The 26888-nt window shown below is 73.6% G+C and carries 18 protein-coding genes; 6 read left to right on the top strand and 12 right to left on the bottom strand.

The genetic code is table 11. The annotated features are described in order from the left end of the window. The first annotated feature begins 4 nt into the window (after positions 1–4). Complete coding sequence (locus tag AB0G74_RS23035; RefSeq protein WP_361149224.1) at positions 5–3481, top strand: SAV_2336 N-terminal domain-related protein; 3477 nt, start codon at positions 5–7, stop codon at positions 3479–3481. A gap of 952 nt (positions 3482–4433) precedes the next feature. On the opposite strand, the gene AB0G74_RS23030 is transcribed toward AB0G74_RS23035, so the two are convergent. The 10 genes from AB0G74_RS23030 to AB0G74_RS22985 all read right to left on the bottom strand — a co-directional run bounded on the left by AB0G74_RS23030 (position 4434) and on the right by AB0G74_RS22985 (position 18305). After that, positions 4434–8279 (bottom strand): multifunctional oxoglutarate decarboxylase/oxoglutarate dehydrogenase thiamine pyrophosphate-binding subunit/dihydrolipoyllysine-residue succinyltransferase subunit, encoded by a 3846-nt coding sequence (locus AB0G74_RS23030; protein WP_361149222.1) that lies wholly within the window; start codon positions 8277–8279, stop codon positions 4434–4436. A gap of 343 nt (positions 8280–8622) precedes the next feature. Beyond that, positions 8623–9870, bottom strand: a complete 1248-nt coding sequence (locus AB0G74_RS23025; RefSeq protein WP_361149220.1) for an ATP-binding protein — start codon at positions 9868–9870, stop codon at positions 8623–8625. Then, on the bottom strand, positions 9867–10607 hold the full coding sequence (locus AB0G74_RS23020; protein ID WP_358828791.1) for a response regulator transcription factor: 741 nt from the start codon (positions 10605–10607) through the stop codon (positions 9867–9869). Before AB0G74_RS23020 ends, AB0G74_RS23025 begins: the two co-directional genes overlap by 4 nt. A 93-nt stretch (positions 10608–10700) precedes the next feature. Beyond that, on the bottom strand, positions 10701–11396 hold the full coding sequence (locus tag AB0G74_RS23015; protein WP_361149217.1) for a spermidine synthase: 696 nt from the start codon (positions 11394–11396) through the stop codon (positions 10701–10703). A 1101-nt stretch (positions 11397–12497) separates the two neighbouring features. Continuing rightward, positions 12498–13145: a hypothetical protein gene (locus AB0G74_RS23010; RefSeq protein WP_361149214.1), complete on the bottom strand. Its 648-nt coding sequence runs from the start codon at positions 13143–13145 to the stop codon at positions 12498–12500. After that, a complete protein-coding gene (locus AB0G74_RS23005; protein WP_361149212.1) occupies positions 13142–14506 on the bottom strand; it encodes a hypothetical protein in 1365 nt (454 codons plus the stop codon). Before AB0G74_RS23005 ends, AB0G74_RS23010 begins: the two co-directional genes overlap by 4 nt. A gap of 191 nt (positions 14507–14697) precedes the next feature. Next, positions 14698–15474 (bottom strand): ATP-binding cassette domain-containing protein, encoded by a 777-nt coding sequence (locus tag AB0G74_RS23000; protein WP_361149210.1) that lies wholly within the window; start codon positions 15472–15474, stop codon positions 14698–14700. Continuing rightward, a complete protein-coding gene (locus AB0G74_RS22995) occupies positions 15471–17108 on the bottom strand; it encodes a hypothetical protein (protein ID WP_361149207.1) in 1638 nt (545 codons plus the stop codon). Before AB0G74_RS22995 ends, AB0G74_RS23000 begins: the two co-directional genes overlap by 4 nt. Then, positions 17105–17650, bottom strand: coding sequence for an RNA polymerase sigma factor (locus AB0G74_RS22990; protein WP_361149267.1), 546 nt, complete (start codon positions 17648–17650; stop codon positions 17105–17107). Before AB0G74_RS22990 ends, AB0G74_RS22995 begins: the two co-directional genes overlap by 4 nt. Before the next feature lie 151 nt (positions 17651–17801). Continuing rightward, positions 17802–18305 carry a YfbM family protein gene (locus AB0G74_RS22985; RefSeq protein WP_361149206.1) on the bottom strand — a complete coding sequence of 168 codons (504 nt, stop codon included), beginning with the start codon at positions 18303–18305 and terminating at the stop codon, positions 17802–17804. A gap of 281 nt (positions 18306–18586) precedes the next feature. On the opposite strand from AB0G74_RS22985, the gene AB0G74_RS22980 reads away from it, so the two are divergent. From AB0G74_RS22980 to AB0G74_RS22965, 4 genes are all read left to right on the top strand, one after another. Beyond that, the gene (locus AB0G74_RS22980; protein WP_361149204.1) at positions 18587–19615 is read left to right on the top strand and encodes a hypothetical protein; all 1029 of its coding nucleotides are present in this window, start codon (positions 18587–18589) and stop codon (positions 19613–19615) included. A gap of 100 nt (positions 19616–19715) precedes the next feature. Beyond that, positions 19716–20228, top strand: a complete 513-nt coding sequence (locus AB0G74_RS22975) for a hypothetical protein (RefSeq protein WP_361149202.1) — start codon at positions 19716–19718, stop codon at positions 20226–20228. A gap of 133 nt (positions 20229–20361) precedes the next feature. Next, positions 20362–22779 carry an endopeptidase La gene (lon, locus tag AB0G74_RS22970; RefSeq protein WP_361149200.1) on the top strand — a complete coding sequence of 806 codons (2418 nt, stop codon included), beginning with the start codon at positions 20362–20364 and terminating at the stop codon, positions 22777–22779. 611 nt (positions 22780–23390) lie between these two features. Next, a complete protein-coding gene (locus tag AB0G74_RS22965) occupies positions 23391–24206 on the top strand; it encodes a pentapeptide repeat-containing protein (RefSeq protein WP_361149198.1) in 816 nt (271 codons plus the stop codon). Positions 24207–24269: 63 nt separating this feature from the next. Here AB0G74_RS22965 and AB0G74_RS22960 read toward each other — a convergent pair whose 3' ends face one another. Further along, positions 24270–25145, bottom strand: a complete 876-nt coding sequence (locus AB0G74_RS22960; protein WP_361149196.1) for a lysozyme — start codon at positions 25143–25145, stop codon at positions 24270–24272. A 286-nt stretch (positions 25146–25431) separates the two neighbouring features. Between AB0G74_RS22960 and AB0G74_RS22955 the strand changes: the two genes are divergently transcribed. After that, entirely contained in the window at positions 25432–25863 is a 432-nt protein-coding gene (locus AB0G74_RS22955; protein ID WP_358828593.1) for a MarR family transcriptional regulator, read from the top strand. Between the two features lie 44 nt (positions 25864–25907). On the opposite strand, the gene AB0G74_RS22950 is transcribed toward AB0G74_RS22955, so the two are convergent. Then, on the bottom strand, positions 25908–26726 hold the full coding sequence (locus AB0G74_RS22950; RefSeq protein ID WP_361149194.1) for a hypothetical protein: 819 nt from the start codon (positions 26724–26726) through the stop codon (positions 25908–25910). Positions 26727–26888 lie beyond the last annotated feature (162 nt).

Genomic DNA, 26888 nt, shown 5'->3' with positions numbered 1-26888 from the left:
CCCCGTGCCCGCCGACCGCGCCCGGCGAACCAGCCGTCCGACACCACCGACACCGCCGCCGCGCGGCACGCCCGGCCCGCCGGAGCCGCCCGCCGGACCGTCCGACCCGGCCCGGAGCGCGCTGGTCGCCCTCGTCGCGCGGCTGCGGGAGGCCGAGGCGAGGCCCGCCGCCGAGGGGCTGGCCGACGCCCTGTGGCTCGCCGCGTACGTGCCGGGCGCCGCGCCCGGGGCCGTAGAGGGGGGAACCGGGCCCGTACCGGCCGATCCGCCGCGGGCCGGGACCCCGGGGCCGCCCCGCGACCCGGCCGCCGGGACCGCCGGACCCGTGCCGTCCGGTCAGGGGCGGACCGGGCTGTACGGGCCCGCCCAGGCCGAGGCCGCGTACGGGATCACCGCCGACGGCCGGACCCGCACCCGGACCGTGCCCGTGCCAGTCCCCGCCGCCCTGCCCGACGCCCCCGCCCTCGAACGGGCCCTGCGCCCGCTCCAGCGCTACCGGCCGCCCGTCCGCGCCGTCCGCAGCGAACTCGACGAGATCGCCACCGCCGACCGGGCCGCCGACACCGGGATCGTCGTCCCCGTCCTGGCCGCCGTCCGCCGCCGGGAGGCCCGGATCGCCCTCGTCATGGACGAGTCAAGCTCCAACGTCGTCTGGTCCGGTGCCCTCGACGAACTCCGCCGGATCTGCGAGCGCGCCGGAGCCTTCCGCGAGGTCACCGTCCACCGCGTCGGCGCCGACGACCCCCTCCCCGCCCATCTCGCCGACCCCACCGGCCACCGCCTCACCGTCGTCCTCAGCGACTGCGCCGGACCCCTGTGGCGCGGCGGCCGGATGCAGCGGCTGCTGCACACCTGGGCCGCCACCGCGCCCGTCTGCGTCGTCCAGCCGCTGCCGCAGCGCATGTGGGGCCGGACCCATCTGCCCGCCCGCCCCGGCCTGCTGCGACGACGCGAAGGGCCCGCCGGGCGGCTGGAGTTCGTCCCGCGCGGCACCGACACCCCGGCCGCCGGGATCCCCGTCCCCGTCCTCGCCCTCCGCCGGTCCTCCTTCGACGCCTGGGCCCGGCTCGTCGCGGGCGCCACCGGACAGTCCCTCGACGCCGCCGCCGCGACCGTCACCGCCGACCACCCGCCCACCGCCGCCCGGCCCCGCGCCGAACGCCGGATCGACCCGGCCCGGCGCGTCCGGGACTTCCGCCGCACCGCCTCACCCGCCGCCGCGCGACTCGCCGTCTACCTCTCCGCCGTACCGCTCGTCCTGCCCGTCATGCGGCTCGTCCAGCGCGCCATGCTGCACCGCAGCGGGCCCGACGTCCTCGCCGAAGTCCTCCTCAGCGGGCTGCTCCGGCGCGACGACCGGACCACCGCCGACGCCACACCCCCCGGGGCGGCCCCCGACCCGGCCGACGGACCCGGCTATGCCTTCCTCGACGGCGTACGGGAGGAACTCCTCGGCCGGCTCGGTGCCGGAACCGCCGCCCTCGTCCTCGAACACTGCTCCGAGTACGTCGCGTCGCGGTACGGGCGGAGCGTCCGCAACTTCCCCGCCACCGCCGCCGCCTTCCTCTCCGGCGCCGTCGACCCCGCCGAGGCCCGTACCGCCGTACCGGCCCCCCGCTCCGGCCCCGGTTCCGGCTCCGGCTCCGGCGACGACGAGCGCGGGCTGTGGGCCTTCGCCCAGGTCTCGGCCCAGGTACTGCGGCGGCTCGGCGGCCCCTCACCCACCGCGACACCCCCCGGAGACCGCACCGGCGCCACCGAAGGACCCGACGGGCTCGCCGCCCGGGCCCGCGCCTGCCTCGACCACTTCCGCGAACACGGCACCGTACGCGAACTCGACACCGCCATCCGGCTCCTCGGCTCCGCCACCCACGCCGAACGGCGCCCCGCCCGGCGCGCCGCGCTCTCCGGCGAACTCGCCGAAGCCCTGCTCCGACGGTGGTACCTGCGGCCCGTACCGGAAGACCTGCCCGAGGCCCTCGAAGCCGCCCAGAACGCACTCACCGAAGCCCTCGACGGGCATCTCACCCTCGCCCGGGTACTGGAGATCATGGCGGACGAGGTCGTCGCGGGCCGCCTCGGCGCCAAGCTCCTCCCCGAATGGGTGGCCGTACGGTCCGCCGCGCTCGCCGCCGAAGCCCCCGGCGGAACCGGTCGCCCCGGCCACCCCTCCGGCCCCGGTGGCCCCCTCGGCCCCGACGGCCCCGGCGGCTGGCCCGAACCCGCCCTCACCGCGACCGTCCTCCTCACCGCCGCCGACACCGGCGTCGCCGAACTCACCGAAGGCCCCGCCCGCTGGGACCCCGCCCTCCGCGACGAAGCCACCCCGCTGCGCGCCCGCGTCCTGCGACGGCTCGCCGTCACCGGAGCCGCCTACGGGCCCGGTGGCCCCGCCGTGTGGTTCACCACCACCCTCGGGACGGCCGTCACCGTCGTCGGCGCCTACTGCGACGAAACCCTCACCCGACTCGACACCGCCGCCCACCCCGACTCCGACCTCGGCCGGGACCCCGCCGCGGGCGCCCACCGCGACGCCCACCTGCTGCGCGGCGGACTCCTCCTCGAACTCGCCCGCCACCACCGGGGCCGGGGACCCGTCCCCGCCGCACCACCCGACCCCGCCGCGTCCCGCGCGCACGCCGCCCGCGCCGCGGACGGACTGCTCACCGGGATCGACGCCACCGGCGACAGTGCCGCCCCGGCCGACGCCCGGGCACTCGTCCGGATCTGGCTGGAGTACGCCGACGCCGTCGAGCTGACCTACGAACACCTCGACGACGACGCCAGACTCCGCGTCCTCCAAGCCCTCGACCAAGCCCTCGACCAAGCCCGCCGGATCGCTGACCGCGACGAGACCGCCGAAGCGGACATCCTCCTGCGGATGGCCGGACTCCTGGACGAGCGATACGAGGCAGGCGGCAGCTGGGCACACCGGGACTCCGTGATCGCCGCCTGGACCGAGGCCCTGCCCCTGCTGCCCCGGCACGACCCCGGGCGGGCCGGGGTCCTTACCTCCCTCGGGCGGCGGCTCGTCGAACGCGGCGTCGACAAGTCCGAACCCGCGGACATCCGGACCGCCGTACGACACCTCCGCGCCGCCGTCGACCGGACCCCGGCCGGCGACCCGGCGCTCCCCACCCGCCGGGCCCTCCTCGGCCACGCCCACCTCGAACGCTTCCGGGCCGACGGGACACTCGCCGACCTCCACGAAGCGGACTGGGCCCTCGGCGAGGCGGCCCGCACCGGCACGGACCCCGGCGTCGTGGCCGGAGCCTGCTGGAACCGGGCGCTCGCGGTCGCCTTCCTCGCCCACGGATCCGGATTCGAGGCCCGGCTCGGGGACGCCGTCGCGCACCGGGAGCGGGCGGCGGGCGTCTCGCCGGAGCTGGTACGCCGCCTGGAATCGGCGGAACGCGCCCGCCTCCGCCGCCTCCCCCCGACCGCGGAGGCTTTCTCGGCCCTCCGCCCCCTCTTCCCCTGACGGGGCCGGCCCTCCGGGCACCCGCCCCGAAGACCCGGGTCTCGCCCGGCGGCCTGCTGTTGTCGGCGGTCTGCACCACCGTCGTGGCTGTTCGCGCAGTTCCGCGCGCCCCTGGTTGCCCTCCTCATCGCCCTTGCGAAGGGGGGCGTCCTCCGGGCGGGATGGGTAGTGCTTCCTCCGGAGGTGTTTCGACTGCGGGCCGTCGTGGGCTTGTCGCGCAGTTCCGCCCCCTATGCCTTCGGCGATGGGGGGACCCCCAGCGCCTTTGGCTCTCCGGGTGAGGCTCACACCCCCGGATCTCACCCGGGGGCCTGATGTTGTTCGCGGTCCGCGCCACCGTCGTGGCTTGTCGCGCAGTTCCTCGCGCCCCTGGTTGCCCTCCTCATCGCCCTTGCGAAGGGGGGCGTCCTCCGGGCGGGATGGGTAGTGCTTCCTCCGGAGGTGTTTCGACTGCGGGCCGTCGTGGGCCGTTCGCGCAGTTCCCCGCGCCCCTAAATGCTCTCCCCAGCCCCGGCCCTGAGAAGGGTCCCAACCCCCAGAGGCGGGGCTTCTTCGAAGGAGGGGCAGGTGGGGGTGTTTAGGGGCGCGGGGAACTGCGCGAGCAACCACAGGCGGTCCGCAGACCGCGAACGACATCAGGCTGCTGGGCGCGGCCCGGGGTTGTGGGCCTCACTCGGAGGGCCAAGGCGCTGGGGGTCCCCCCATTGCCGGAGGCATAGGGGGCGGAACTGCGCGAGCAACCACAGGCGGTCCGCAGACCGCGAACGACATCAGGCTGCCGGGCGCGGCCCGGGAGAGCCGAGGCACTGGGCCCCCCGTTACCGGAGGCGCAGGGGCTGAACAGCGGGAGCAGCCACCGGCGCGGCCCGGGGCCGGGGGGACGGGAAGGGCCCGGGCGGCTCCCCGGAAGGGGGAGGCGCCCGGGCCCCGAGTTACCCGCAGCGGGAGGCGACTACGCGTCGAAGACCTCTTCGACCAGCTGCGCCTGCTCGGCCTGGTGCCGCTTCGCCGAGCCCACCGCCGGCGAGGAGCTGTGCGGGCGGGAGATCCGCCGCAGCCGCTCCCCGTGCGGGATGTCCGCGCCGACGGCCAGGTCGAGGTGGTCGATCAGGTTGAGCGCGATGAACGGCCACGCTCCCTGGTTCGCCGGCTCCTCCTGGGCCCACAGGTACTTCTCGGCGTTGGGGAACTTCGCGATCTCGGCCTGGAGCTCCGCGCCCGGCAGGGGGTAGAGCCGCTCCAGCCGGATGATCGCGGTGTCTGTGACGCCCCGCTTCTTCCGCTCCGCGTCGAGGTCGTAGTAGACCTTGCCGGAGGTGAAGACGACCTTGCGGACGGCCGTCGGGTCGACCGACTCGTCGCCGATGACCGGGCGGAACCCGCCGTTGAGGAACTCCTCCGTCTTGGACTGCGCGGCCTTGAGGCGCAGCATCGACTTCGGGGTGAAGACGATCAGCGGCTTGTGGTGCGGGTTGTGCACCTGCCACCGCAGCAGATGGAAGTAGTTCGACGGCAGCGTCGGCATGGCGACCGTCATGTTGTTCTGCGCGCACATCTGGAGGAAGCGCTCGGGGCGGGCGGACGAGTGGTCCGGGCCCTGGCCCTCGTAGCCGTGCGGCAGCAGCAGGGTGACGCCGGAGGTCTGGCCCCACTTCTGCTCGGCGGAGGAGATGAACTCGTCGACGACGGTCTGCGCGCCGTTGACGAAGTCGCCGAACTGGGCTTCCCACATGACCAGCGACTCGGGCCGGGCGAGGGAGTAGCCGTACTCGAAGCCCATCGCCGCGTACTCGCTGAGCAGGGAGTCGTAGACGTTGTAGCGGGCCTGCTCGTCGGTCAGGTAGAGCAGCGGGGTGTAGTCCTCGTTGGTCTCCTGGTCGACGAGGACGGCGTGGCGCTGGCCGAAGGTGCCGCGCCGGGTGTCCTGGCCGGAGAGCCGGACCGGGGTGCCCTCCATCAGCAGGGAGCCGATGGCCAGCGTCTCGCCCATGCCCCAGTCGATGGTGCCGTCCTCGACGGAGGCGGCCCGGCGCTGGAGCTGCGGCAGCAGCCGCGGGTGGACGGTGATGTTGTCCGGGATGTTGACCTGGGACTCGGCGATCCGCTTGACGACCTCCTGGGAGATCGCGGTGGTCACGGCGACCGGGAACTCGGCCTGCGGGTCGGGGACGTGGGCCGGGGCCGGGTGGCTGGTGGCCTCGCGGACCTCGGCGAAGACCTTCTCCAGCTGGCCCTGGAAGTCCTGGAGCGCCTGCTCGGCCTCTTCGAGGGTGATGTCGCCGCGGCCGATCAGGGACTCGGTGTAGAGCTTGCGCACCGAGCGCTTCTTGTCGATCAGGGCGACCATCTGCGGGTTGGTGAACTGCGGGTTGTCGCCCTCGTTGTGGCCGCGGCGGCGGTAGCAGATGAGGTCGATCACGACGTCCTTGTTGAACGTCTGACGGAACTCGAACGCCAGCCGGGCGACCCGGACGCACGCCTCGGGGTCGTCCCCGTTGACGTGGAAGATCGGTGCCTCGATCATCCGGGCGACGTCGGTCGCGTACATCGAGGAGCGCGAGGACTCCGGCGCGGCGGTGAAGCCGACCTGGTTGTTGATGACGACGTGGACGGTGCCGCCGGTGCGGTAGCCCCGCAGCTGGGACATGTTCAGCGTCTCGGCGACCACGCCCTGGCCCGCGAAGGCCGCGTCGCCGTGGAGGGCGACGGGGAGCACGGTGAAGTCGGTGCCGCCCTTGTTGATCACGTCCTGCTTGGCGCGGGCGACGCCTTCGAGGACCGGGTCGACGGCCTCCAGGTGGGAGGGGTTGGCGACCAGGGAGACCTTGATCTGCTCGCCGTCGAGCCCGGTGAAGGTGCCCTCGGCGCCCAGGTGGTACTTGACGTCGCCGGAGCCGTGCATCGACTTCGGGTCGAGGTTGCCCTCGAACTCGCGGAAGATCTGGGCGTACGACTTGCCCACGATGTTGGCGAGGACGTTGAGCCGGCCGCGGTGGGCCATACCGATGACGACCTCGTCGAGGCGGGCCTCGGCGGCGGAGTCGATGACCGCGTCCAGCAGCGGGATGACGGACTCGCCGCCCTCCAGGGAGAACCGCTTCTGCCCGACGTACTTCGTCTGCAGGAACGTCTCGAACGCCTCGGCCGCGTTCAGGCGGCGCAGGATCCGCAGCTGCTCCTCGCGCTCCGGCTTGGAGTGCGGGCGCTCCACCCGGTCCTGGATCCACTTGCGCTGCTTGGGGTCCTGGATGTGCATGAACTCGATGCCGGTGGTGCGGCAGTACGAGTCCCGGAGCACGCCGAGGACGTCCCGGAGCTTCATCAGGGACTTGCCGGCGAAGCCGCCGACGGCGAACTCCCGCTCCAGGTCCCACAGGGTCAGCCCGTGCTCGGTGATGTCGAGGTCGGGGTGCTTGCGCTGGCGGTACTCCAGCGGGTCGGTGTCGGCCATGACATGGCCCCGGACCCGGTAGGAGTGGATCAGCTCGAAGACCCGGGCGGCCTTGGTGACGTCGTCGTCGTGGGAGGCGTCGATGTCCTTGAGCCAGCGCACCGGCTCGTAGGGGATCCGCAGCGCCTCGAAGATGCCGTCGTAGAAGCCGTCCTCGCCGAGCAGGAAGTTCGCGACGACCCGCAGGAACTCGCCGGACGCGGCGCCCTGGATGACCCGGTGGTCGTAGGTCGAGGTCAGCGTCATGACCTTGGCGATGCCCAGCTTGTTCAGGGTGTCCTGGGAGGTGCCCTGGAACTCGGCGGGGTAGTCCATGGAGCCGACGCCCATGATCACCGACTGGCCGGGCATCAGCCGGGGCACGGAGTGGACCGTACCGAGGCCGCCGGGGTTGGTGAGGGAGACGGTGACGCCGGTGAAGTCGTCCATCGTCAGCTTGTTGCTGCGGGCCCGGCGGACGATGTCCTCGTACGCCTGCCAGAACTCGAAGAAGTCGAGGGTCTCGGCCTTCTTGATGGCCGCGACCACGAGCTGGCGGTCGCCGTTGGGCTTCACCAGGTCGATGGCGAGACCGAAGTTGACGTGCTCCGGCTTGACCAGGGTCGGCTTGCCGTCCTTCTCCGCGAACGACCAGTTCATCGACGGCATGGCCTTGAGGGCCTGCACCATGGCGTAGCCGATGAGGTGGGTGAAGGAGACCTTCCCGCCCCGGGCGCGCTTCAGGTGGTTGTTGATGACGATCCGGTTGTCGAAGAGCAGCTTCACCGGGACCGCGCGCACGGACGTGGCCGTGGGCACCTCCAGCGACGCGTTCATGTTCTTCGCGACCGCGGCGGAGGGGCCGCGCAGGGTGATCAGCTCGGGGCCTTCGCCGGAGCCGGCCGCCGGGGCTGCCTTGGCCGCGGGGGCCGCGGCGGGCTTGGCGGCGGCCGCGGGCTTCGCCGCCGGAGCCGGAGTCGGGGCCGGGGCCTTCGCCGGAGCTGCGGCTGCGGGCTTCGCCGCCGGAGCGGGGGCCGCGGCAGGGGCGGGTGCCGCGGCAGCCGGAGCGGCCTGCGCGGCGGGCGCCGTCTGCTGGGCGGGGGCGGGGACCGACGCCGGTGCCGGAGCGGTGGCGGCCGGGGCGGCACCGGCGGCGTCCGCCGGGGCCTCGGTGGTGTTCTTCCCACCCGGCTTGTAGTCGGCGAAGAAGTCCCACCAGGCGCGGTCTACCGAATCGCGATCCTGGAGGTACTGCTGGTAGATCTCGTCGACGAGCCACTCATTGGCACCGAAGGCGGCCGCGGGGCCCTGGCCCGGGGTGCCTTGGTCGGCCGAAAAACTGGCGTTACTGGGGGACTGAGACGACACGGCGGCAACCGCCCTCTTCCGCTTCACAAGGTGATGGACAGCGGAAATAAAGGCTACGCCTCCTGAGGCCCCAGATGCAGGCCGGGCCCGTCATCGTCGCGTAAGTCACATCGAAACTCGGGTTTCATTGCGAGGAATGGCGGGAAACAACCACAGTTTGCCCATGCCGGGCCCGCCCCGGGCCGGGGCCGAACCCCCGCCGGTGGCGTGCCGGTCGAGCGGCCGGAGATCCCGCGGGATCCCGGGAAACGTCCTCCGGCGCCGGTCCGGACGGGTGACGGCGGCCGGTAGATGGCTCGCCCCTTGTCTCATACACGCACTCCGGTACCGGGCGATTCGAACCCTACGTCAACTGACGGTGGACCGGAATTCCCGGAAGGGTGACCCGGATGCGGCAGCCCCGGGTGGATTCGGCCACCCCGATCCGCCCGCCGTGGAGATCGACCGCCCAGCGGGCGATGGCCAGCCCCAGCCCCGTACCGCCGTCACTGCCCTTGCCGTGCGGCGCCGCCACCTGACCCCGGTTGAACCGTTCGAAGACCCGGTGCCGCTCCTGCTCCGGAATCCCCGGCCCCTCGTCGACGACCTCCAGCTCCAGCGACTCCGGATGCTGCCCCCGCCGGGCCAGCACCGTGACCCGGCCGTGCGGCGGCGAGTGCCGGACCGCGTTGTCGATCAGGTTCGCCACCACCTGGTGCAGCCGCTCGGTATCCGCGTACGCCGTCAGCTCCGGCGGCGAGACATCGAGGTGCAGATGGACATCGGTCCTGGTCGGCCGCCCCGACCCGGAGGCCAGCATGCGGGGCCCGCCCGCCAGACTCGCCTCCTTCAGCACCCCCGACAGATACGGCCACACCTCGAACCGGTGCGCCCGCAGCGGTACGACCCCGTTGTCGAGCCGGGACAGATCCAGCAGCGTCTCCACCAGCCGGCCCAGCCGCTCGGTCTGCGTCAGCGCCGTCCGCATCGTCTCCGGATCGGCCGCCGACACCCCGTCCACCACGTTCTCCAGCACCGCCCGCAGTGCCGCGATCGGAGTCCGCAGTTCGTGCGACACATTGGCCACCAGCTCCTTGCGGTGCCGGTCCTCCGCCTCCAGATCGTCCGCCATCCGGTTGATCGTGCAGGCCAGATCGCCCAGCTCGTCCCGGCGGTCCGCGCCCCGCACCCGGCGGGTGTAATCGCCGTGCGATATCCCCTTCGCCACCCGGGTCATCTCGTCCAGCGGCGCGGTCAGCCCATGGGCGAAGAACTGGGTGATCAACAGGGTCGCGATGATCGAGAAGACGGTGATGAACCGCAGCTCGGTCGAGGTCTTCAGCGCGACCACCAGCAGCCCCGTCGTGATGAAGACCGACACCACGACGAGCGAGCCCAGCTTGGTCTTGATCGAGATGGGGACCGTACGGCGGCGGACCGCGCGCTGCTCCGGCGGGACCGAGCACCGCCCGGCCCCCTCCCCGTTCCCGGCCCCGGGCCCTGGTCCCGTTCCCGGACCGGCGCCCGGCACCGGACGCGCGCCGGAACCCGGCCGGCCGCCGGTCCCGGACCCCGCGCCCGGACCGGCGCCCCTCCCGGTACCCCGCCTCATGGCGCGGGCGTCTCCAGCGCGTAGCCGACACCGTGGACCGTACGGATCCGCTCCGCGCCGATCTTCCGGCGCAGCGCCTTGATGTGACTGTCCACGGTCCGCGTCCCCGACGCGTCCGCCCAGTCCCAGACCTCCGCCAGCAACTGCTCCCGGGAGAGCACCGCACGCGGAGTGTTGGCCAGACACACCAGCAGATCGAACTCGGTCGGCGTCAGATGAACGTCCTCGCCCCTGACCCGGACCCGCCGCTGCGCGTGGTCGATCTCCAGCTCGCCCAGGCGCAGGATCCCGCTCCTGGGAGTCACCGCCGCCAGCGCCGCCCGCTCCACCCGGCGCAGCAGGACATGCACCCGGGCCGCCAGCTCGCGCATCGAGAACGGCTTCGTCATGTAGTCGTCCGCGCCGACCCCCAGCCCGACCAGCATGTCGGTCTCGTCGTCACGGGCCGTGAGCATCAGCACGGGCACCGGCCGCTGCGCCTGCACCCGGCGGCACACCTCCAGCCCGTCGAAACCGGGCAGCATCACGTCCAGGACCATCAGATCCGGCTGCCAGGCATCGGCCGCGTCGACCGCCGCCGGGCCGTCCGCGGCCGTCTGGACCAGGAAACCCTCGGCCCTCAGCCGGGCGGCGATGGCGTCCACGATCGTCGAGTCGTCCTCGACGACCAGCACCCGCCGCTGCGCGCCCGGTGTGGCCGCGACGCCGTTCTGGGTGGTGGTCTGTGTCTGTTCCATCGCCCGCCCCTGTAAGCGCTCTCGGGAGATTCACGCTTCGTTGTCGATCGGTGTTGTTGGTTCAGCAGACTAAAGGCTGTTTCAGCGTCCCGGCTACGCAGGGCTAACGGCGAGGTGCACCACGTCCGGTACGCCCCGGGCAACCCGGATCTCTTCGGTTCTTACCCCGCTGAACCCGGCATTCCGCAGAGCCGTCTCAAAGGCCGCGGACGGCCGCGCCGACCAGACCGCGAGCACCCCGCCGGGGGCCAACCGGGCCCGGCACAGGGCGAGTCCGGCGGGGGTGTAGAGGCTGGAGTTGTCCTCGGTGACAGTCCAGTCCGGACCGTTGTCGATATCCAGACACAACGCGTCATAGCGGTCGCCGGTATCCCGGAGATGGGCCAGCAGATCCACGCGGAGGATCACACTCCGGGGGTCGGCGAGCGCCGCGCCCGAGACGGCCTTCAGCGGCCCCGCCAGATGCCAGTCGACGATCGCGGGCTCCCGCTCGACGACGGCGATCCGGCCCCATCGGACATCGGCGGCGGCCTGGGCCAGGGAGAAACCGACCCCCAGACCGCCGATCAGCACGGCGGGTCGCTTTTCGGACATTCTCACCGGCTCGGCGCCGGACCCGGCCGCCAGAGTTTCGAACGCCGCGTCGATCAGCCGCCGCTCGGAGCGGCCGTCCGAGGTGTCCATCAGGAAACAGCCGTTGGCGATGATCTCGTGATGATCCCCCCGTCGCCGCAGGACGACTTCGCCGTACGGGCCGTCGCGGCGATCCAATGTGACGGGTGCGGACATACGGCCTCCGGTGCGATCTGGCTGACGGACCGGGCCATGGTCGCCCGGGGGCGCGGGTTGTACGAACGAATCCGGCCAGCGGTTGGGGCGGGGCGGTTTTTCCCGCCGGGGGCGCCGCCTGGTGTGGGGTTCCTGGTCCCTCAGGCGCCTGGTGTCGGGGTTGCCTGTGTCCAGGCGGGGTGTTCGCGCCTCAGGCGCCGGCGGGGCGGGGGCGCCCTCCCGCTGTGGGGTTCCTGGTCCCCGGGCGCCTGGTGTCGGGGTTGCCTGTGTCCAGGCGGGGTGTTCGCGCCTCAGGCGCCGGCGGGGCTGTTGAAGTTGTGACCGTTGCTCCGGCGGTATGCGGGCGGTCTTGTTCGGCGTCGGGAGGGTCGGTGGCCTCCGGGCTCACCTCCTCACGGACGGCGGAAGTGAGCCTCTTGTCTGGGAGACCCGTTTCTTTTCCGCCGTCCTCCCCCAAAGCTGCCTTTGGGGGGACCCCCAGGGGGCGACCCTGCACCCCCCGACCACGCCGACTGGTCTTGTCCCCTGGGGCTGGAGCCCGTCCCGGGGGAGGGGAAGAGTGCCGCTTGGTGTTGTCGGTCCACCCGCGCCTGGGTGGGTGGCTTGTCGCGCAGTTCCCCGCGCCCCTGGGTTGCCCCCGTTGCCGCCCTCCGAAAGGGCCCCGCCCCTCATCCCGGGGCCGGGACCCATTTCAGGTCCGGTGCGGGGGAGAGCATTAGGTGGCGCTGGGGGTCCCCCCATTGCCGAAGGCATAGGGGGCGGAACTGCGCGAACGGCCCACGACGGCCCGCAGCCGAAACTCCTCCGGAGGAAGCACTCTCCATCCCGCCCGGAGGGCGCCCCCCTTCGCAAGGGCGATGAGGAGGGCAACCAGGGGCGCGGGGAACTGCGCGAACAGCCACAGGCGGTCCGCAGGCCGCGAACAACACCAGGCTGCCGGGCGCGGCCCGGTAGTGGCGGGCCCCGCCTGGAGTGCCGAGGCGCTGGGGCCCCGAAGGCACAGGCCGCGAACGGCGCGACCAGCCACCCGCGGGCCGCAGGCCACCCGGCGCGGACCGTCCTCAGGGGTGAGGGAGCCCCCTGAGCGCTCCAGGAGGCGGGTTAGCCGCGGGGGGAGGCTCCCCGGAGAAGCCACGTCGTGGTGCCCGTCGCGAACAGCGTCAGCGCCGTCGTCCACGCCCCCGGCTCCCAGCCGGGGGCGTTCACCCAGCCCCACGCCCCGCCCGTGATCGGGACGAAGTACGCGACGGCCGTGTAGAGCGCCATCGGCAGCCAGCTCAACCCGGCGCCCGCGACGGCCGCCGTCAGCAGGGTGAGGCCGACGGCGCCTAGCAGGTTCCGGATCGCCGCGGGGGAGCCGTAGACGTCGGGGCTGCCGGTGAGGGCCATGGTGAAGCCCGCGGCGGCGGCCCCGGTCACCCCGGCGATGTGCAGCAGCCGGGGCCGCCACCAGGGCCGGGCCGCCGTCCGGTCGAGTTCGGCGCTGTGTGTGTGGAGGCCCGCCGCGACGATCGTGGCGACGGCCAGCGGCGCCAGCAGGATCAGCGGCAGCCGGTTCGCCGGGTCTTCGAACCCGTGCTCCCGCACGAGGCGGGGCGCCGTCCACGCGGTGATCAGCAGGACCGCTGTGACCAGGGCGAACGTACCGGGCAGTCCGCGCGAGCGGCCGTACAGCACGAGGGGTGAGAGCGCCCGTCGCCGTACGGGCGCGGGTGCGGCCCCGGGTTCCCAGGCGTGGCGGGGCGTCATGGGGCGGGCACCTTCCCGGGGCCGGTGCACGGGTCGACCGCGAACCGCCGGGCCAGATAGTCGCGGCCTTCGGCGGGGGACTTGGCCTCCAGCCGGGTGAGATGGGCCCGGGCCGCGGGCGTCGCCCAGGGCCACCGTTCCGGGTCCGGGGCCAGCCACTGCGCCACCGCGTGGTCGATGTCGGCCGCGTGCGCCCACTCCGCGTCCGTGGCTTCGAAGTACCTGGTGTCGCAGTACCCCAGCATGCTGTCGACGGCCCACCGGGCGTACGCCTCCGGGTGCGTCAGCCGCCCCCGCAACACCTCCATCGATGGGTTGGGGAGTTGTGCCTCGCCGTCCTTCAGCAGCGAGTCGGCGGTGTCGACCCAGCGGACCGGTGCGCCCGGTACGCCCCGCAGGGTGTCGTGGACCTCGTCCAGGGCGGTCGCGATCTGCTTCCGCAGCCCGGTGTTCCGCGCCTCCAGACATATCTGCGGCGAGCCGTCGTCGCAGACCAGCCGGGTCGCGGCCGGATCGGGGCGCCACACGTCCTCCCCGGTCTCGATCAGCACGGCGGCGCCGAAGACGGCCGCGGTCAGCGGGACGATCGCGACCGCCCGGTGCCGGGCCGCGTACAGCAGCAGTACGGTCGCGGCGAGCCCGCCGGTCCAGAGCACGGATACGGGGGTGTACCACCAGACCGGCTCCAGACCATCGAACGGGCCCTGGTCCGCCGGGTTGAGCTGGGAAATCGCGCCCTTCACCGCGGCGACGTCACCCTGGTACGACACCAGGAAGAGCCAGCAGCCGATGCCCAGCAGCGGCGGGGCCACCCGCCACGGCACGAGGCGGCCGACGACGAAACCGATCACACCGAGGGCGGCGACCGCGACGGAGTCCGCGACGGCCACGGAGACGTACGGGCCACCGGCGCTCGCGTAGGGGGCCGTCGCCAGGATCACCGTCAGGAATCCGGCGAGATGGGCCACGATCGGCCACACCACCACCGGCGCGACGGCGACCAGGGCCTGCCGTACCGGGCCGAGGGCCGCCGACGCCCGGAGGTCGAGCGTCTTGCGGCGCCGCTCCCGGCCGCCCTGCCAGCAGCCCGCGGCGGCGGTGAGGGAGCCGCCGAACAGCACGGACCCCGACCGCAACAGCTCGGCCCCCTCCGACCACTGGCTCTGCCAGTCGGAACCCGGGTCGGCCTTCTCGTACAGCACCATCCCGATGACGAGGGCGACGGCCGCGCCCGCCCACGGCCCGATTCCGCGCAGCAGTTCGGCGCGGAGGGGATGGACCCGCCGGGGCCGGGACGGCGGGCGGCCGGTGCCCTCCGGGGGTTCGGCGCGCGGCGGCGCCGGGGTGTCCGCAGTCGTCATGGGGTTCCGCTCCGGGAGAGGTCGGGGTCGAGTCGCGGGTAAGGGGGTACGGGTGGCGGGGCCCGGTGGTCGGGTGTGTTTCCGGACCGGTGGCGGGCGCCGGGGCCGACCGCCGGGTCGTACGGGCCGGTCGAGGCGTAGGGGACGGGTGGGTCGGCCGGGGCGCGGCCGGCGGGCCGGACGGCCGGCTGTCACCGGGGCGCGCTCAGTGCCGCGCGATGCGCGCGCAGGGCCGCCGTATAGCCGCGTTCGATGGCGTTGCCCTCCTCGCCGGGGGCGTCCCGGCCCAGGGCCGTCAGTTCGTCCGGTGTGCCCCGGTAGGCGACCCGGCCCGATTCGACGACGGTGACCCGGCCGCAGGCGGCGGCCACGTCCTCCACCAGATGGGTGGAGACGATCACCGTGGAGGTTCGGCCCAGTTCCCGCAGCAGCGCCCGGAACTCGACCCGCTGCTCCGGGTCGAGACCGGCCGTCGGCTCGTCGAAGAGCAGCAGCTCGGGCTCGTTGACGACGGCCTGGGCGATGCCCACCCGGCGCACCATTCCGCCGGAGAGGGTCTTCAGCCGGGAGTTGATCCGGTCCGCGAGGCCGACGCGTTCCACCGCGTACTCCACCGCGTCGGGCACCCGCTCGGCGGGCATCTCCTTCAGCCACGCCACGTACGCCACGAACTCGCGGACCGTGAACCCGGGGTAGTAGCCGAACTCCTGCGGCAGATAGCCGAGCCGCCGCCGGACGGCCGTACGGTCGCGGCGGACCGAGATGTCCCGGCCCAGCAGCGCCACCCGGCCGTCGGAGGGCGCGGCGACCGTGGCCAGGACCCGGATCAGGGACGTCTTGCCCGCGCCGTTCGGGCCCAGCAGACCGTGCACACCGGTATCGAAGTCCAGGTCGACGGCGCGCAGGGCGACCGTACGGCGATGGCGCACGGTCAGGGCCGTGACCTCGGCGCCGGGATGGTTGCTCACACTCTCTCCAGATGGTCGAAGGACGAACGGCGCAGGACCAGCAGCCCGGCGCAGAGGACGGCCGCGGCGGCCCAGCCGCCTTGCGCGGCGGCGCCCACCAGCGGTGCCAGCCGGTCGTCCAGCGGTCGGGCCGCGGTACCCGCGACGGGCAGCAGGACGGCGGCAAGCCAGCCGCCCGCCAGCACGGCGGCGGCGACTGGCAGCCCTGTCCAGCTGCCGAGGACGAGGGAGCCGAGGGTCAGCGCCAGACCCGGCAGCAGCCAGGCCGCCGCGCCGGGGGCGCCGCCGTCGGCGGGCAGCAGGGCGCCCGTGGCGGTCAGCAGCGTCACGCTCACCGCGAGGACGAAAGCGGTCCGGGTGAGCAGCAGCCGCAGCCCGCCGGAGGGCGTCGCGGCGGCGATCTCGTGCAGCGGGTCGGTGTACCGGCCGTACGACAGGGCGACCCCGGCGGGCGGCAGTACGGGCGCGAGGACGAGCAGCAGGGGCCGGGCGGCGTCGAACCCGGTCACGTAGGAGAGCGTGAAGGCGGTCGCGATCACGGCGAGCAGCGCCCCGAGCCACCCCTTCCCCAAGGCGGGCCCGACGCCCCGCGCAGAGAGCCTCCGCCACTGCCCGCCGCGCCGCCCCCCGACGGCACGGCGAACGGTCGGCCCCCCGTCGGCGCCCGGCCGGTGGGCCGTGACGCCGGGGTCCCGGCTCGCTCCGGGGGACCGTACGCCCGGCACTCCGGGAAGCGCCCCGGCCCTCGCAGCGCCGGGGTGTGCCCCGGTCCGCCGGTCGGCGGTGGTCGGAGGTCCTGCCACGGCCGACCGGCCGGTGGTCCCGGCGGGGTCTGTTTTTGCCGCGCGGTCGGCCATGGCCGCCGTACGGATGTCCGCGCCGGGCCTGTGGGCCGGTACGCCCCGGACCCCGGTGGTGTCGGCGGGCCGGAGAGCGGGTGGCCGATCGGCCGGGGCCTCGGGGCGTGATCCGGTTCCGGGGCCGGTCGGTCCGGTGGCGGCCGGAGGCGCGGTCCTGGCCGCAGTACGGGTATCCGGGCGGGGCCCGGGTGCCTGTACGGGGGCATCGGGGCGGCGGGTCTCGGCGCCGGGTCGCCGGACGGCGGAGAGCCGGGGACGTGCCCCGGCCCCGGTGCCGGGCGGCCGGTCGGCGGTGGCCGGAGGCGCGGCCGTGGTCCGGGCAGCCGCGGCGGGCCCGGGCGTCGGTACGCCCGGGGCCTCGGGGCGTGATCCGGCTCCGGGACCGGACGGTCCGGGCCCGGTCGTCGGCCGGGCGGCCGGGGCCGGGGGGGACACCCCGGGGCCGGGCCGTCGGATGGCGGGCGGCGATCCGCCGTTGGTCCCGGCGGGGTGCGGTACCGCCTTCGGGCCGGGGCGGCGGGCCGCCGCCGACCCGTCGGCTGATGTGATCCGGGTCAGCAGCGCCGAGCGGACCTCCGCGAGGGCCGTCGCCGCAGCCGGGACCGCGCGGACGGCCGCGGAGACCGTCGCGGCGCAGCGGGAGCAGGACTCGACGTGCTTCTCCACGGACCAGGCGTCGGGTTCGCGGACCGAACCGCGGGCGTAGGCCGCGGCGGTCGCGGGGTCGACGTGCCAGTCGGCGGGACGGCGCCCGGACGGGGTTCCGTCGCTCATGCGGTGCCTCCCAGGGGGTGGACGTCGGGGGCGATCAGCGCCAGGGCCGCGCGGAGTTCGCGGCGGGCCCGGAGGGCGCGGGTCTTGACGGTGCCCTCGGGTATGCCGAGGACGCGGGCCGCCTCGCGGGTCGTCAGGCCGTCGACGACCGTGACCCGCAGTACCTCCCGCAGCTCGGGCGAGATGCGGTCGAGGGCGGCGCCCACGTCTCCGTACTCCAGACCGGCGAGCACCCGTTCCTCGGCGGACGGCGCGGCCGTCGGCGGTGGTACGGCGGCGGGGGCCGGGGCTTCCGTACGGGCCCGGGCCCGGGACGCGTCCACCAGGCGCCGGGCGGCGATCACCCAGAGCCAGCCGCCCGCCTCACCGCCCCGGTGGGACGCGGCGGAGCGCCAGACCGTGACAAAGGTGTCCTGGAGGACCTCCCGTACGGTCTCCGGGTCCCGGCAGCGACGGGACAGCCGGGCGTGCAGCCATCCGGCGTGCCGGTCGTAGAGCACGGCCAGCGCGTCGGCGTCGCCGCGCGCGACCGCGCGCAGCAGTGCCGCGTCGGCGGGCTCGGCGGGCGTGCCCGGCCCGGCGGTCCCGGTGTCCGTCCGCTCGGTGTCCTCGGGGCGAAGTGGTCTCACGCCTCCTCTATCGCGGATCGGGCCCGGTTCGGTTCTCGTCCGGTCCCGGCCACCCGGGTCACTGTCAGTCGATCCAGATGACCAGGGCGTGCCCGCGCAGGGCCGTGGCCCGGAAGAAGGCGGCCAGCGGGGCGTAGTGGCCGGTGACGAGTTCGACCGCGTACGGATCTGTCCACCACGAGGCCGGACGGATCTCCGCCGCCGCGAGATCCTCCGGTGTGACACCCGCCGACAGCTCCGCCGGGCCGAGGGCGGCGAAGGCGTCGGCGGCGGTCCGTACCCGCTCCGGGGAGAGCGGCCCCGGTGGACCGGATCCCCAGTCGCCCGCGCCCGGTATCGGCCGCTCCCCGTGGATCACGTCCACGGGGAAGGCCCGGCGGCGGAGCAGGAAGTCGAGTCCGTGCCATGCCTGGTCCGTGCGATGGACCCGGGCGGTCGGCGGGGGCCGCTCGGTATCCGGTTCGGCCGCCCGCAGCCCGTCGGCGAACTCCTCGGCCCAGCCGGGGTCGCCCGACGCCCGGGCGTACTCGTCGGGGGTGAGTCGGATGTACACACCGTGCATGCTCATATCCGGAGAGTAGGACGCGGCACTGACAGTCGTGCCCGATGCCCCGAGGCGCTGTCGGTGCCGGGTCGTACGGTGTGGACGACCGGCCCGATCCGAACCAGGTCGTTTCTTTTGGATCAGGCTGGGTTAGTGAGCGGGGTCTGGTGCCGTGGATCGCAAGGCGGAGGAATGAGCCACTGCGGAGCATTGGTGATTGACGACAACGCGGCGAGGCGCGGTGCCAGGGCACGCGAGCCCCAGCAAGATCCAAAAGAGACGGCCTAAGCCCCTCGGAGTTCCCCGTGTCCCTGACCGCCCGCCTCCTCCGTACCGTGCCCGCGCCCCTCCCGTTCAAGGGCGTCGCGGACGCCCCCGTGCCCCGCCGATCGGGACCGGGCAAGGGGTGGCGGCTGACGCAGCGGGCGGACGCGGAGGTGGTGGTCGCGGACATCGCCCCGGACGGGGCCGCGCCCGTGCCCGTGGTCCGGTTCCCCGCGCCCTGGCCGTCCGCCGAAGCCTCGTACGCCGTCTCGCCCGCCGCCGATCTGGCCGTCTTCACCGGCCCCGACGCGGTACGGGCCGTGGACCGGACCGGCGCCGTGGTGTGGGAGATCCGCCATCCGGCCCGGCCCGCGTGGCGGGGCGGCGGCTCGGTCGGCTTCGCCGTCGACGGGCGGACCCTGTGGGCCCATGTGGTGGCCGCCGGGCGGGCGGAGGAGTGGCTGGTGATCGACCCGGCCGACGGTACGGTCCTGGCCCGCGCGGAGACGGGGACGGACTCCGCCGGTTCCGAACACGTACCGCATCCGGACCCCGGGCAGATGGGGCTGAGCGTCGGCGAGGGGCAGGACGGAGCGCCGCTGCGGTGGGGCCGCTGGGACGGCCGGACCCTCACGGTCGACTCGTACGGCGCCGACGACCTGGTCCTGCTGGGGGTGAGCCCCGGCGGCGGGCTGCTGCTGACCGTCGGCCACGACCAGGACGCGGTCACGGTCCACCGGGCCGCGGACGGATCCGTGGTGGGCGCCGTCCCGGCGGAGGCCGTCCCCGCGCATCCCGGCGCCGACCCGGCGGACGAGGACGACTTCGGCCCCTGCTTCGACTACGCGGGCGGCTTCGTCGACGAGCACACGGCCCTGGTGAGCACGGTCGACAGCGACGACGAACACGGACCGGGCCGCCACTGGCTCGTGGCCGCGGACTCCCCGGCCCTGACCGGCCCGGTGGACTACCCCCTCGCGATATCCGACTACCCCGTACCCCTCGGCGACGGCACCTGGTGCACCGCGTCCCCCGAGGACGGCGTGCTGCGCCTCTGGACCCTCGGATAGGCGCCCCGGACGGGCGGCCGCCGGCCCCTTGGGGCGCCCGGGGTAATGTCCGCCTGTTCGAGGCATGCCCCGGGCGGGGCTTGATGAATGGAGGGGCGTCATGAGCGGCGCGGCAACGGCCGGCGGCACCTGGGAACTGGATGCGGAGACGGGCGGGATACTCGCCGGCCGATGGTGGAAGTGGGCGCTGTCGGCCCCGGACGACGCCTGCCCGGTCCAGGACACGACCGGTGAACACGCGGCCTGGAGACAGCCGGACGACCTCTGGTTCCTCGCCGGTACCTACGGCGGCCGGGTGGTCCGGCGCTGCGCGATCCCCTCGACCCGGCCGCTGTTCTTCCCCGTACTCAACATGCAGCACAGCAGGGGGTACTCGAAGGTGCCCCTGACCATGACCGTCACGACGGCCACGGCGTCGCTCAACGGCGCCCCGCTGACCCTGCGGGAGTACGCCGCGCCGTTCCGGACGGGCCTGATCCGCCGCCATGCCTGGGGGATCTGGGGCGGCATCACGCCGCTGGTCCCCGGCCAGTACGTCCTGGAGATCAAAGGCGCGAACACCGACGGCTTCCGGGTCGACACGACCTATCACCTGGAGTCGACGGCACCCTGAGCCCCGGGAGCACCGCCCCGGGCTCACCCCTGGTGGACCGGCGATCGCTCAGAGCGAACAGAGCGCGGGGAACAATGCGCGAGTCACATGCATTGAGTCCACATAGCTCAAGTTCACTGCCAAAGGGGAGATCATGGCTGCTGAGTCCGACGCGTTCACACCGTTCGCCCTGCCCGTGCTGCCGCTCGACGACGAGGTCGTGCTGCCCGGGATGGTGGTGCCGCTCGATCTGACCGACAACGAGGTACGGGCCGCCGTCGAGGCCGCCCAGGCCGCCGCCCGGGCCGGAGGCTCGTCGGGAGGCAGCAAGCCGCGGCTGCTGCTTGTTCCCCGGGTGGACGGGACGTACGCGGCGACCGGTGTGCTCGGCACCGTCGAGCAGGTCGGCAGGCTCTCCGACGGTGACCCCGGGGCGCTCGTCAAGGGACGGGCCCGGGTCCGGATCGGGGCCGGGACGACCGGTCCGGGCGCGGCGCTCTGGGTCGAGGGCGTCCAGGTCGAGGAGGTGCTGCCCGACCCGCTGCCCGGACAGGTGCTGGAGCTGGCCAAGGAGTACAAGGCCCTGGTCACCGACTGGCTGAAGAAGCGCGGCGCCTGGCAGGTCGTGGACCGGGTCCAGCAGATCGACGACATCTCGCAGCTCGCCGACAACGCCGGATACTCCCCCTTCCTCACCGTCGCCCAGAAGATCGAACTCCTCGACACCGCCGACCCCGTCGACCGGCTGAGGCTCGCCGCCGAGCAGCTGCGCGAGCATCTCGCCGAGCAGGACGTCGCCGAGTCCATCGCCAAGGACGTGCAGGAAGGCGTCGACAAGCAGCAGCGGGAGTTCCTGCTCCGCCGCCAGCTCGACGCCGTCCGCAAGGAGCTGCGCGAACTCAACGGCGACCAGGAAGGCGAGGAGTCCGACGACTACCGGGCCCGGGTGGAAGCCGCCGACCTGCCCGAGAAGGTGCGCGAAGCCGCCCTCAAGGAGGTCGAGAAGCTGGAGCGGGCCAGCGACCAGAGCCCCGAGGGCTCCTGGATCCGGACCTGGCTCGACACCGTCCTCGAACTGCCGTGGAACGAACGGACCGAGGACGCCTACGACATCACCGGCGCCCGGTCCGTCCTGGACGCCGAGCACGCCGGGCTCGCGGACGTGAAGGAACGGATCACCGAATACCTGGCCGTACGGAAACGGCGCGGCGACCGGGGCCTCGGGGTCGTCGGCGGCCGGCGCGGCGGTGCCGTGCTCGCCCTCGTCGGGCCGCCCGGTGTCGGCAAGACCTCCATCGCGGAGTCCGTCGCCCACGCCATGGGCCGGAAGTTCGTCCGGGTCGCCCTCGGCGGCGTCCGGGACGAGGCGGAGATCCGCGGCCACCGCCGGACCTACGTCGGCGCCCTGCCCGGCCGGATCGTCCGGGCCGTCAAGGAAGCCGGGTCCATGAACCCCGTCGTCCTCCTCGACGAGATCGACAAGGTCGGCTCCGACTTCCGGGGCGACCCGGCGGCGGCCCTCCTCGAAGTCCTCGACCCCGCGCAGAACCACACCTTCCGCGACCACTACCTGGAAGTCGAGCTGGACCTCAGCGACGTCGTCTTCCTCGCCACCGCGAATGTGCTGGAGGCGATCCCGGAAGCCCTCCTCGACCGGATGGAACTCGTCCGGCTCGACGGCTACACCGAGGACGAGAAGGTCGTCATCGCCCGGGACCACCTGCTGCCGCGCCAGCTGGAGCGGGCGGGCCTGGACGCCGGGGAGGTCGTGGTCGACGAGTCGGCGCTGCGGAAGCTGGCCGGTGAGTACACCCGCGAGGCGGGCGTACGGAACCTGGAACGGGCCGTCGCCCGGCTGCTGCGGAAGGTCGCCGCACAGCACGAGCTGGGCGAGCGGAAGCTGCCGTACACCGTCGACGCGGGCGAGCTGCGCGGGCTCATCGGGCGCCCCCACCACGTACCCGAGTCCGCCCAGGACCCCGCCGAGCGGCGGACCGCCGTCCCCGGGGTCGCCACCGGCCTCGCCGTCACCGGGGCGGGCGGAGACGTCCTCTACGTCGAGGCGTCCCTCGCCGACCCCGAGACCGGGGCCGCCGGGCTCACCCTCACCGGACAGCTCGGCGACGTCATGAAGGAATCCGCCCGGATCGCGCTCTCCTACCTGCGGTCGCACGGCGCGGAGACCGAGCTGCCGGTGGGCGACCTCAAGGACCGCGGGGTCCATATCCACTTCCCCGCGGGTGCCGTCCCCAAGGACGGGCCGAGCGCCGGAATCACCATGATCACGGCGCTGGCGTCGCTGCTCTCCGGGCGGCTGGTCAGGACCGACGTGGCGATGACGGGCGAGGTCTCCCTCACCGGACGGGTCCTGCCGATCGGCGGCGTCAAGCAGAAACTGCTGGCCGCGCACCGGTCGGGCGTCACGACGGTCGTCATCCCCAAGCGGAACGAACCCGACCTGGACGACGTCCCGGCGGAGATCCTCGACGCGCTGCAGATCCACGCGGTGACGGACGTCCGCCAGGTCCTGGAGGTGGCGCTGGCCCCGGCGAGGGTGGCCGTCGCGGCGTAGTCGCCTCCCGCTCCGGGGTACGGGTCCTCTCGAAGGCCCCGCACCCCGGGCGCCGTCTGCCCTGCCGGGCCGGTGCATCTCTCGCGCCCGCGGCCCGGTGGGTGGCTGGTCGCGCAGTCCGCCCCGCCTTCGGCGATGGGGGGACCCCCAGCGCCTTGGCCCTCCGGGGTGCCGTCCCGAACCCCGGGTCTCGCCCGGCGCCCTGATGTTGTCGGCGGTCTGCGCCACCGTCGTGGCTTGTCGCGCAGTTCCCCGCGCCCCTAAATGCTCTCCAGCTCCCCGCCCCTGGAAGGGCTCGTCTCTCTGCGAGGGCGGTCAGGAAGGCAACCCAGGGGCGCGGGGAACTGCGCGACAAGCCACGCACGGTCCGCAGGCCGCGAAAAAGGCGCGGTTGCCGGGCGGGACCCGGGTAGTTCGGGCGGTGCCCCGGAGAGCTGAGGCTCTGGGGGTCCCCCCATCGCCGAAGGCATAGGGGGCGGAACTGCGAGACAAGCCCACCACCGGGCCGCGGGCCGCCGACAACATCAGGCTGCAGCACGCGGCGCTGCCCCCGAGGGCCGAGGCTACGGGGGTTGCCCGGGGCCCCGGGGCAGGACCCGCACAATGGGGGGATGCACATCAGGACCTCCAGGGAAGGGCTGCGGGCCGATTGCGGGAGCTGCTTCGGGCTCTGCTGCGTCGCCCTCCCCTTCATCGCCTCCGCGGACTTCGCCCGCGACAAGGCGTCCGGCGACCCCTGCCGCAATCTCGACACGGACTTCCGGTGCGGGATCCACGCCCGGCTGCGGGACAGCGGTTACCGGGGATGCACGGTGTACGACTGCTTCGGCGCCGGGCAGCAGGTGTCGCGGGAGACCTTCGGCGGCCGGGACTGGCGGGCCGCGCCGGAGACCGCGCGGGAGATGTTCGACGCCTTCCCCGTCGTACGGCATCTGCGGGAGCTGCTCTGGTATCTGGCGGACGCCCTGGAGCGGGAGGCCGCCCGCCCGCTGCACAAGCGGCTGCGGAAGGTGTACGCGGAGACGGCGGAGCTGACCCGGCTGGGCCCGGCGGAGCTGGCGCTGGTGGATGTGGGGGAGCGGCGGGAGACGGCCAACGCGCTGCTGCTGCGGACGAGCGAGCTGGTCCGGGCGCCGGTGCGGGGCCGGAAGAAGGACCGCAGGGGCGCCGATCTGATGGGTGCCCGGCTGCGCGGCGCCGATCTGCGCGGGGTGAGTCTGCGGGGCGCCTGTCTGATCGCCGCGGATCTGTCGGGCGCGGATCTGCGGGAGACCGATCTCATCGGCGCCGATCTGCGGGACGCCGATCTGTCGGGCGCCGATCTGCGCGGCGGTCTCTTTCTCACCCAGATGCAGGTGAACGCGGCGCGGGGCGATACCGCGACCGGGCTCCCCCCGGCTCTCGACCGTCCTCCGCACTGGTCCTGACGCGGTTCTGCGCGCCGTTCGCGGCGGTGGCGGTCGGGCTCTCGGGCCCGGACGCGGCGGGGTTCAGCCGTTGGCGAGTGCGACGACCCGGTCGAGTGCCCCGTTGAACTTGTTGTGGTCGCCGACGATCGGCCCGGACGAGGTGTACTGCCACATGGTGTGGAAGTCCCAGCCCGCGGGGAGCGTCCCCGGTGTGGTGTTGTAGCGGGCGATCCACAGCGGGTTGCTGGCGCCGAAGCCGCTGTGGTTGCCGGTGCACTGGGTCCACCAGCTGGTCGCCGTGTAGATCACCGCGTGCCGTCCGGTACGGGCCCGGTAGCGGTTGAGGAAGTCCCGGATCCAGCCGACCATCTGGCTCTGGGTCTTGCCGTAGCAGGCGGCGCCGTACGGGTTCCACTCGATGTCGAGCGCGCCGGGCAGGGTCTTGCCGTCGCGGGACCAGCCGCCGCCGTTGTCGACGAAGTAGTCGGCCTGGGCGGTGCCCGACGTGGTGTCGGGGGTGGCGAAGTGGTACGCCCCGCGGACCATGCCGATGTTGTAGGAGCCGTTGTACTGCTGTGGGAAGTAGGGGTTCTTGTAGTACGTCCCTTCGGTGGCTTTGTTGTAGGCCCACCGCACGCCGCTGCTCCACAGGGCGGGCCAGTCGACGTTGCCCTGGTGGCTGGAGACGTCGACGCCCTCGGTCTGCGGGGCGCGGAGGGACAGGGGCAGTCCGCCGGTGCCGTCGTGCTCGGCGACGCCCATGCCCATATGGGCGGAGCCGCGGGGCGGGAGGTCGCCGCCGTCCGGCGGCGGGCCCGCGGCCGACGCCGGGAGGGCGGTGGCGGGGAGCAGGGGGAGGAGGACGGTGAGGAGTATGCCCGCCGCGGTGGCGCGCGGTCGGCGGGCTCTCCCGGCTTCGGGGCGGTGAACGGTCTTTCCGGATCTCTGCACGGACATAAGCGTGCCTCCGACTGACCTCGTGGGGGTGGTTGGCCGAACTGACGGCATGGCACCGCAATGGAGCAACATGGTGTGGACATGCCACTCATGACGCTACGCACGTAGAACGGGGTCCGGAAGGGCCGGAAGGTGGTGCCGTTGGTCTACGCCTGCGAAATACTGACCGAACTGCGGAGACAGGTGTCGCTGGCAGAAACTTTCACGATTCGGAAAGCGTACGAGGGGTGCTGACGTGCACAGAAGCGGTACGGGGAGTGAAGCCGACCCCAACGGTGCGAGTGGTGTGGACCAGGTTTTCCTCGCCCTGGAGCGGGAGTTGGCGGTCTTCCTGCGCCGTGCGCGGGCCCAGTCGGGGGAGATGGCGCGCCAGGTCCACCCCGGACTCGAACCCGCCGCCTACGGATTGCTGGTCCGGCTGGAGGACGCCGGGGCTCAGCGCGCCACCGATCTCGCCGCCTATTTCGGGGTCGGCAAGGCCACGATGAGCCGTCAGCTGAGGGCGCTGGAGGACGTCGGTCTGGTGGTCCGCGAGCCCGATCCGGCGGACGGCCGGGCGTCACTCGTCCGGCTCACCGGAGAAGGGCTCGAACGGTTCCGCCGAGTGAGGGACGCGCGCCGGGAGCGGTATGTGAAGAAGCTGGCGGGCTGGGACCGGGGCGAGGTCGCCGAGCTGGGCCGGCTGCTGCGGCAGCTCAACGACCGCGCCGCCGACTGAGCGAATCGAAAAAGGGCCGGGCCCGGCCCCGCACCCGTCGGGTCCTACGGCTCCACGAAGACCGCGGTCGCGTCGTCGTGGAGCTTCCAGCGGACCGGTTCCGGCCGTTCCGCCGTCGCCGTCTCGACCGCCCGGACCCGGTCGATCAGCGTCTGCGGCCCCGACGACCGCAGCAGCGCCACGCACTCCGTCCAGTCGCCCTCCTTGAAGAGGTCCGTCCAGCGGGAGGCGCCGTCGGTGAGGGCGGTCAGGGAGCGGACCCCGGCCATCGGTACGCGGCCCGTGACCGCGCGGGCGGCGACCGCCGGGTCGGCCGCCGCCGTGAAGAATCCGCCCTCCGCGTTGCGCAGCGCGTCCGCCGACGCGTGGGTGCGCAATGCCTCGCGCGGCAGCCGGTCGAGCCGGTCGTCGAGGACGGCCGTCACCTCGCCGGCCGGGGATTCCAGCAGCAGGGTGGAGTCGGAGAGGACGAGGTACTCCACCTCGTCCGCCCCGTCGGCCACTCCGGCACCGCCCGTACCGGTGCCGCCCCAGCGGGCGAGGACGACCGTTGCCTGTGGCGTACGAACGTGAGAAAGGTCACAGGTGCCCCGATGGGCGTCGGCGGTGCGGCGAATTGCCGCCGAGAGAATTTCGGTCAGGGCGAGATCGCGCCGGGACGTCCCGAGTTCGAGCAGGGCTCCGCCGAGCCGCGCGGTGAACCACGGCACGCCGTGCAGGCAGCCGTCGTCCCCCGCGGGTGGGGTGACTCCGTCCAGCACCACCAGGGATCCCCCCTGGCCCGATGCCGGGAGGGCCACGGACGCCCAGTCCTCGTTGGGCCGTTCGGCGGAGCCGGGTGACGTGGCGAGTTCCATACGCATGATCCCCAGTCTGCATCACCCGCCCCGGAGGCCCGCGTACCTCGGGTTTTTCCCCGTACGGGCAGGTCAGAGCCGTTTGTCCGGAGACACGGCGGGTTAGCACGCGACTGCGGGCGGGCATCCTGCCAAAGCCGGACCGGAAGATCCAGTCAGTCCGACGGA

Source organism: Streptomyces sp. NPDC020875 (assembly GCF_040641415.1).
Taxonomy (GTDB): domain Bacteria; phylum Actinomycetota; class Actinomycetes; order Streptomycetales; family Streptomycetaceae; genus Streptomyces.
Note: the sequence above shows the minus strand (reverse complement) of the source record. Positions and strands in the feature narration are given on the sequence as shown.

Bases quoted from the DNA above. Each gene is read 5' to 3' on its own strand.
- AB0G74_RS22995 (WP_361149207.1), bottom strand. From the start codon at position 17,108: ATGAGCGACGGAACCCCGTCCGGGCGCCGTCCCGCCGACTGGCACGTC.
- AB0G74_RS22985 (WP_361149206.1), bottom strand. From the start codon at position 18,305: ATGAGCATGCACGGTGTGTACATCCGACTCACCCCCGACGAGTACGCC.
- AB0G74_RS23025 (WP_361149220.1), bottom strand. From the start codon at position 9,870: ATGAGGCGGGGTACCGGGAGGGGCGCCGGTCCGGGCGCGGGGTCCGGG.
- AB0G74_RS22965 (WP_361149198.1), top strand. From the start codon at position 23,391: ATGCACATCAGGACCTCCAGGGAAGGGCTGCGGGCCGATTGCGGGAGC.
- AB0G74_RS23015 (WP_361149217.1), bottom strand. From the start codon at position 11,396: ATGTCCGCACCCGTCACATTGGATCGCCGCGACGGCCCGTACGGCGAA.
- AB0G74_RS23005 (WP_361149212.1), bottom strand. From the start codon at position 14,506: ATGACGACTGCGGACACCCCGGCGCCGCCGCGCGCCGAACCCCCGGAG.
- AB0G74_RS23020 (WP_358828791.1), bottom strand. From the start codon at position 10,607: ATGGAACAGACACAGACCACCACCCAGAACGGCGTCGCGGCCACACCG.
- AB0G74_RS22950 (WP_361149194.1), bottom strand. From the start codon at position 26,726: ATGCGTATGGAACTCGCCACGTCACCCGGCTCCGCCGAACGGCCCAAC.
- AB0G74_RS22975 (WP_361149202.1), top strand. From the start codon at position 19,716: ATGAGCGGCGCGGCAACGGCCGGCGGCACCTGGGAACTGGATGCGGAG.
- AB0G74_RS23010 (WP_361149214.1), bottom strand. From the start codon at position 13,145: ATGACGCCCCGCCACGCCTGGGAACCCGGGGCCGCACCCGCGCCCGTA.
- lon (WP_361149200.1), top strand. From the start codon at position 20,362: ATGGCTGCTGAGTCCGACGCGTTCACACCGTTCGCCCTGCCCGTGCTG.
- AB0G74_RS22960 (WP_361149196.1), bottom strand. From the start codon at position 25,145: ATGTCCGTGCAGAGATCCGGAAAGACCGTTCACCGCCCCGAAGCCGGG.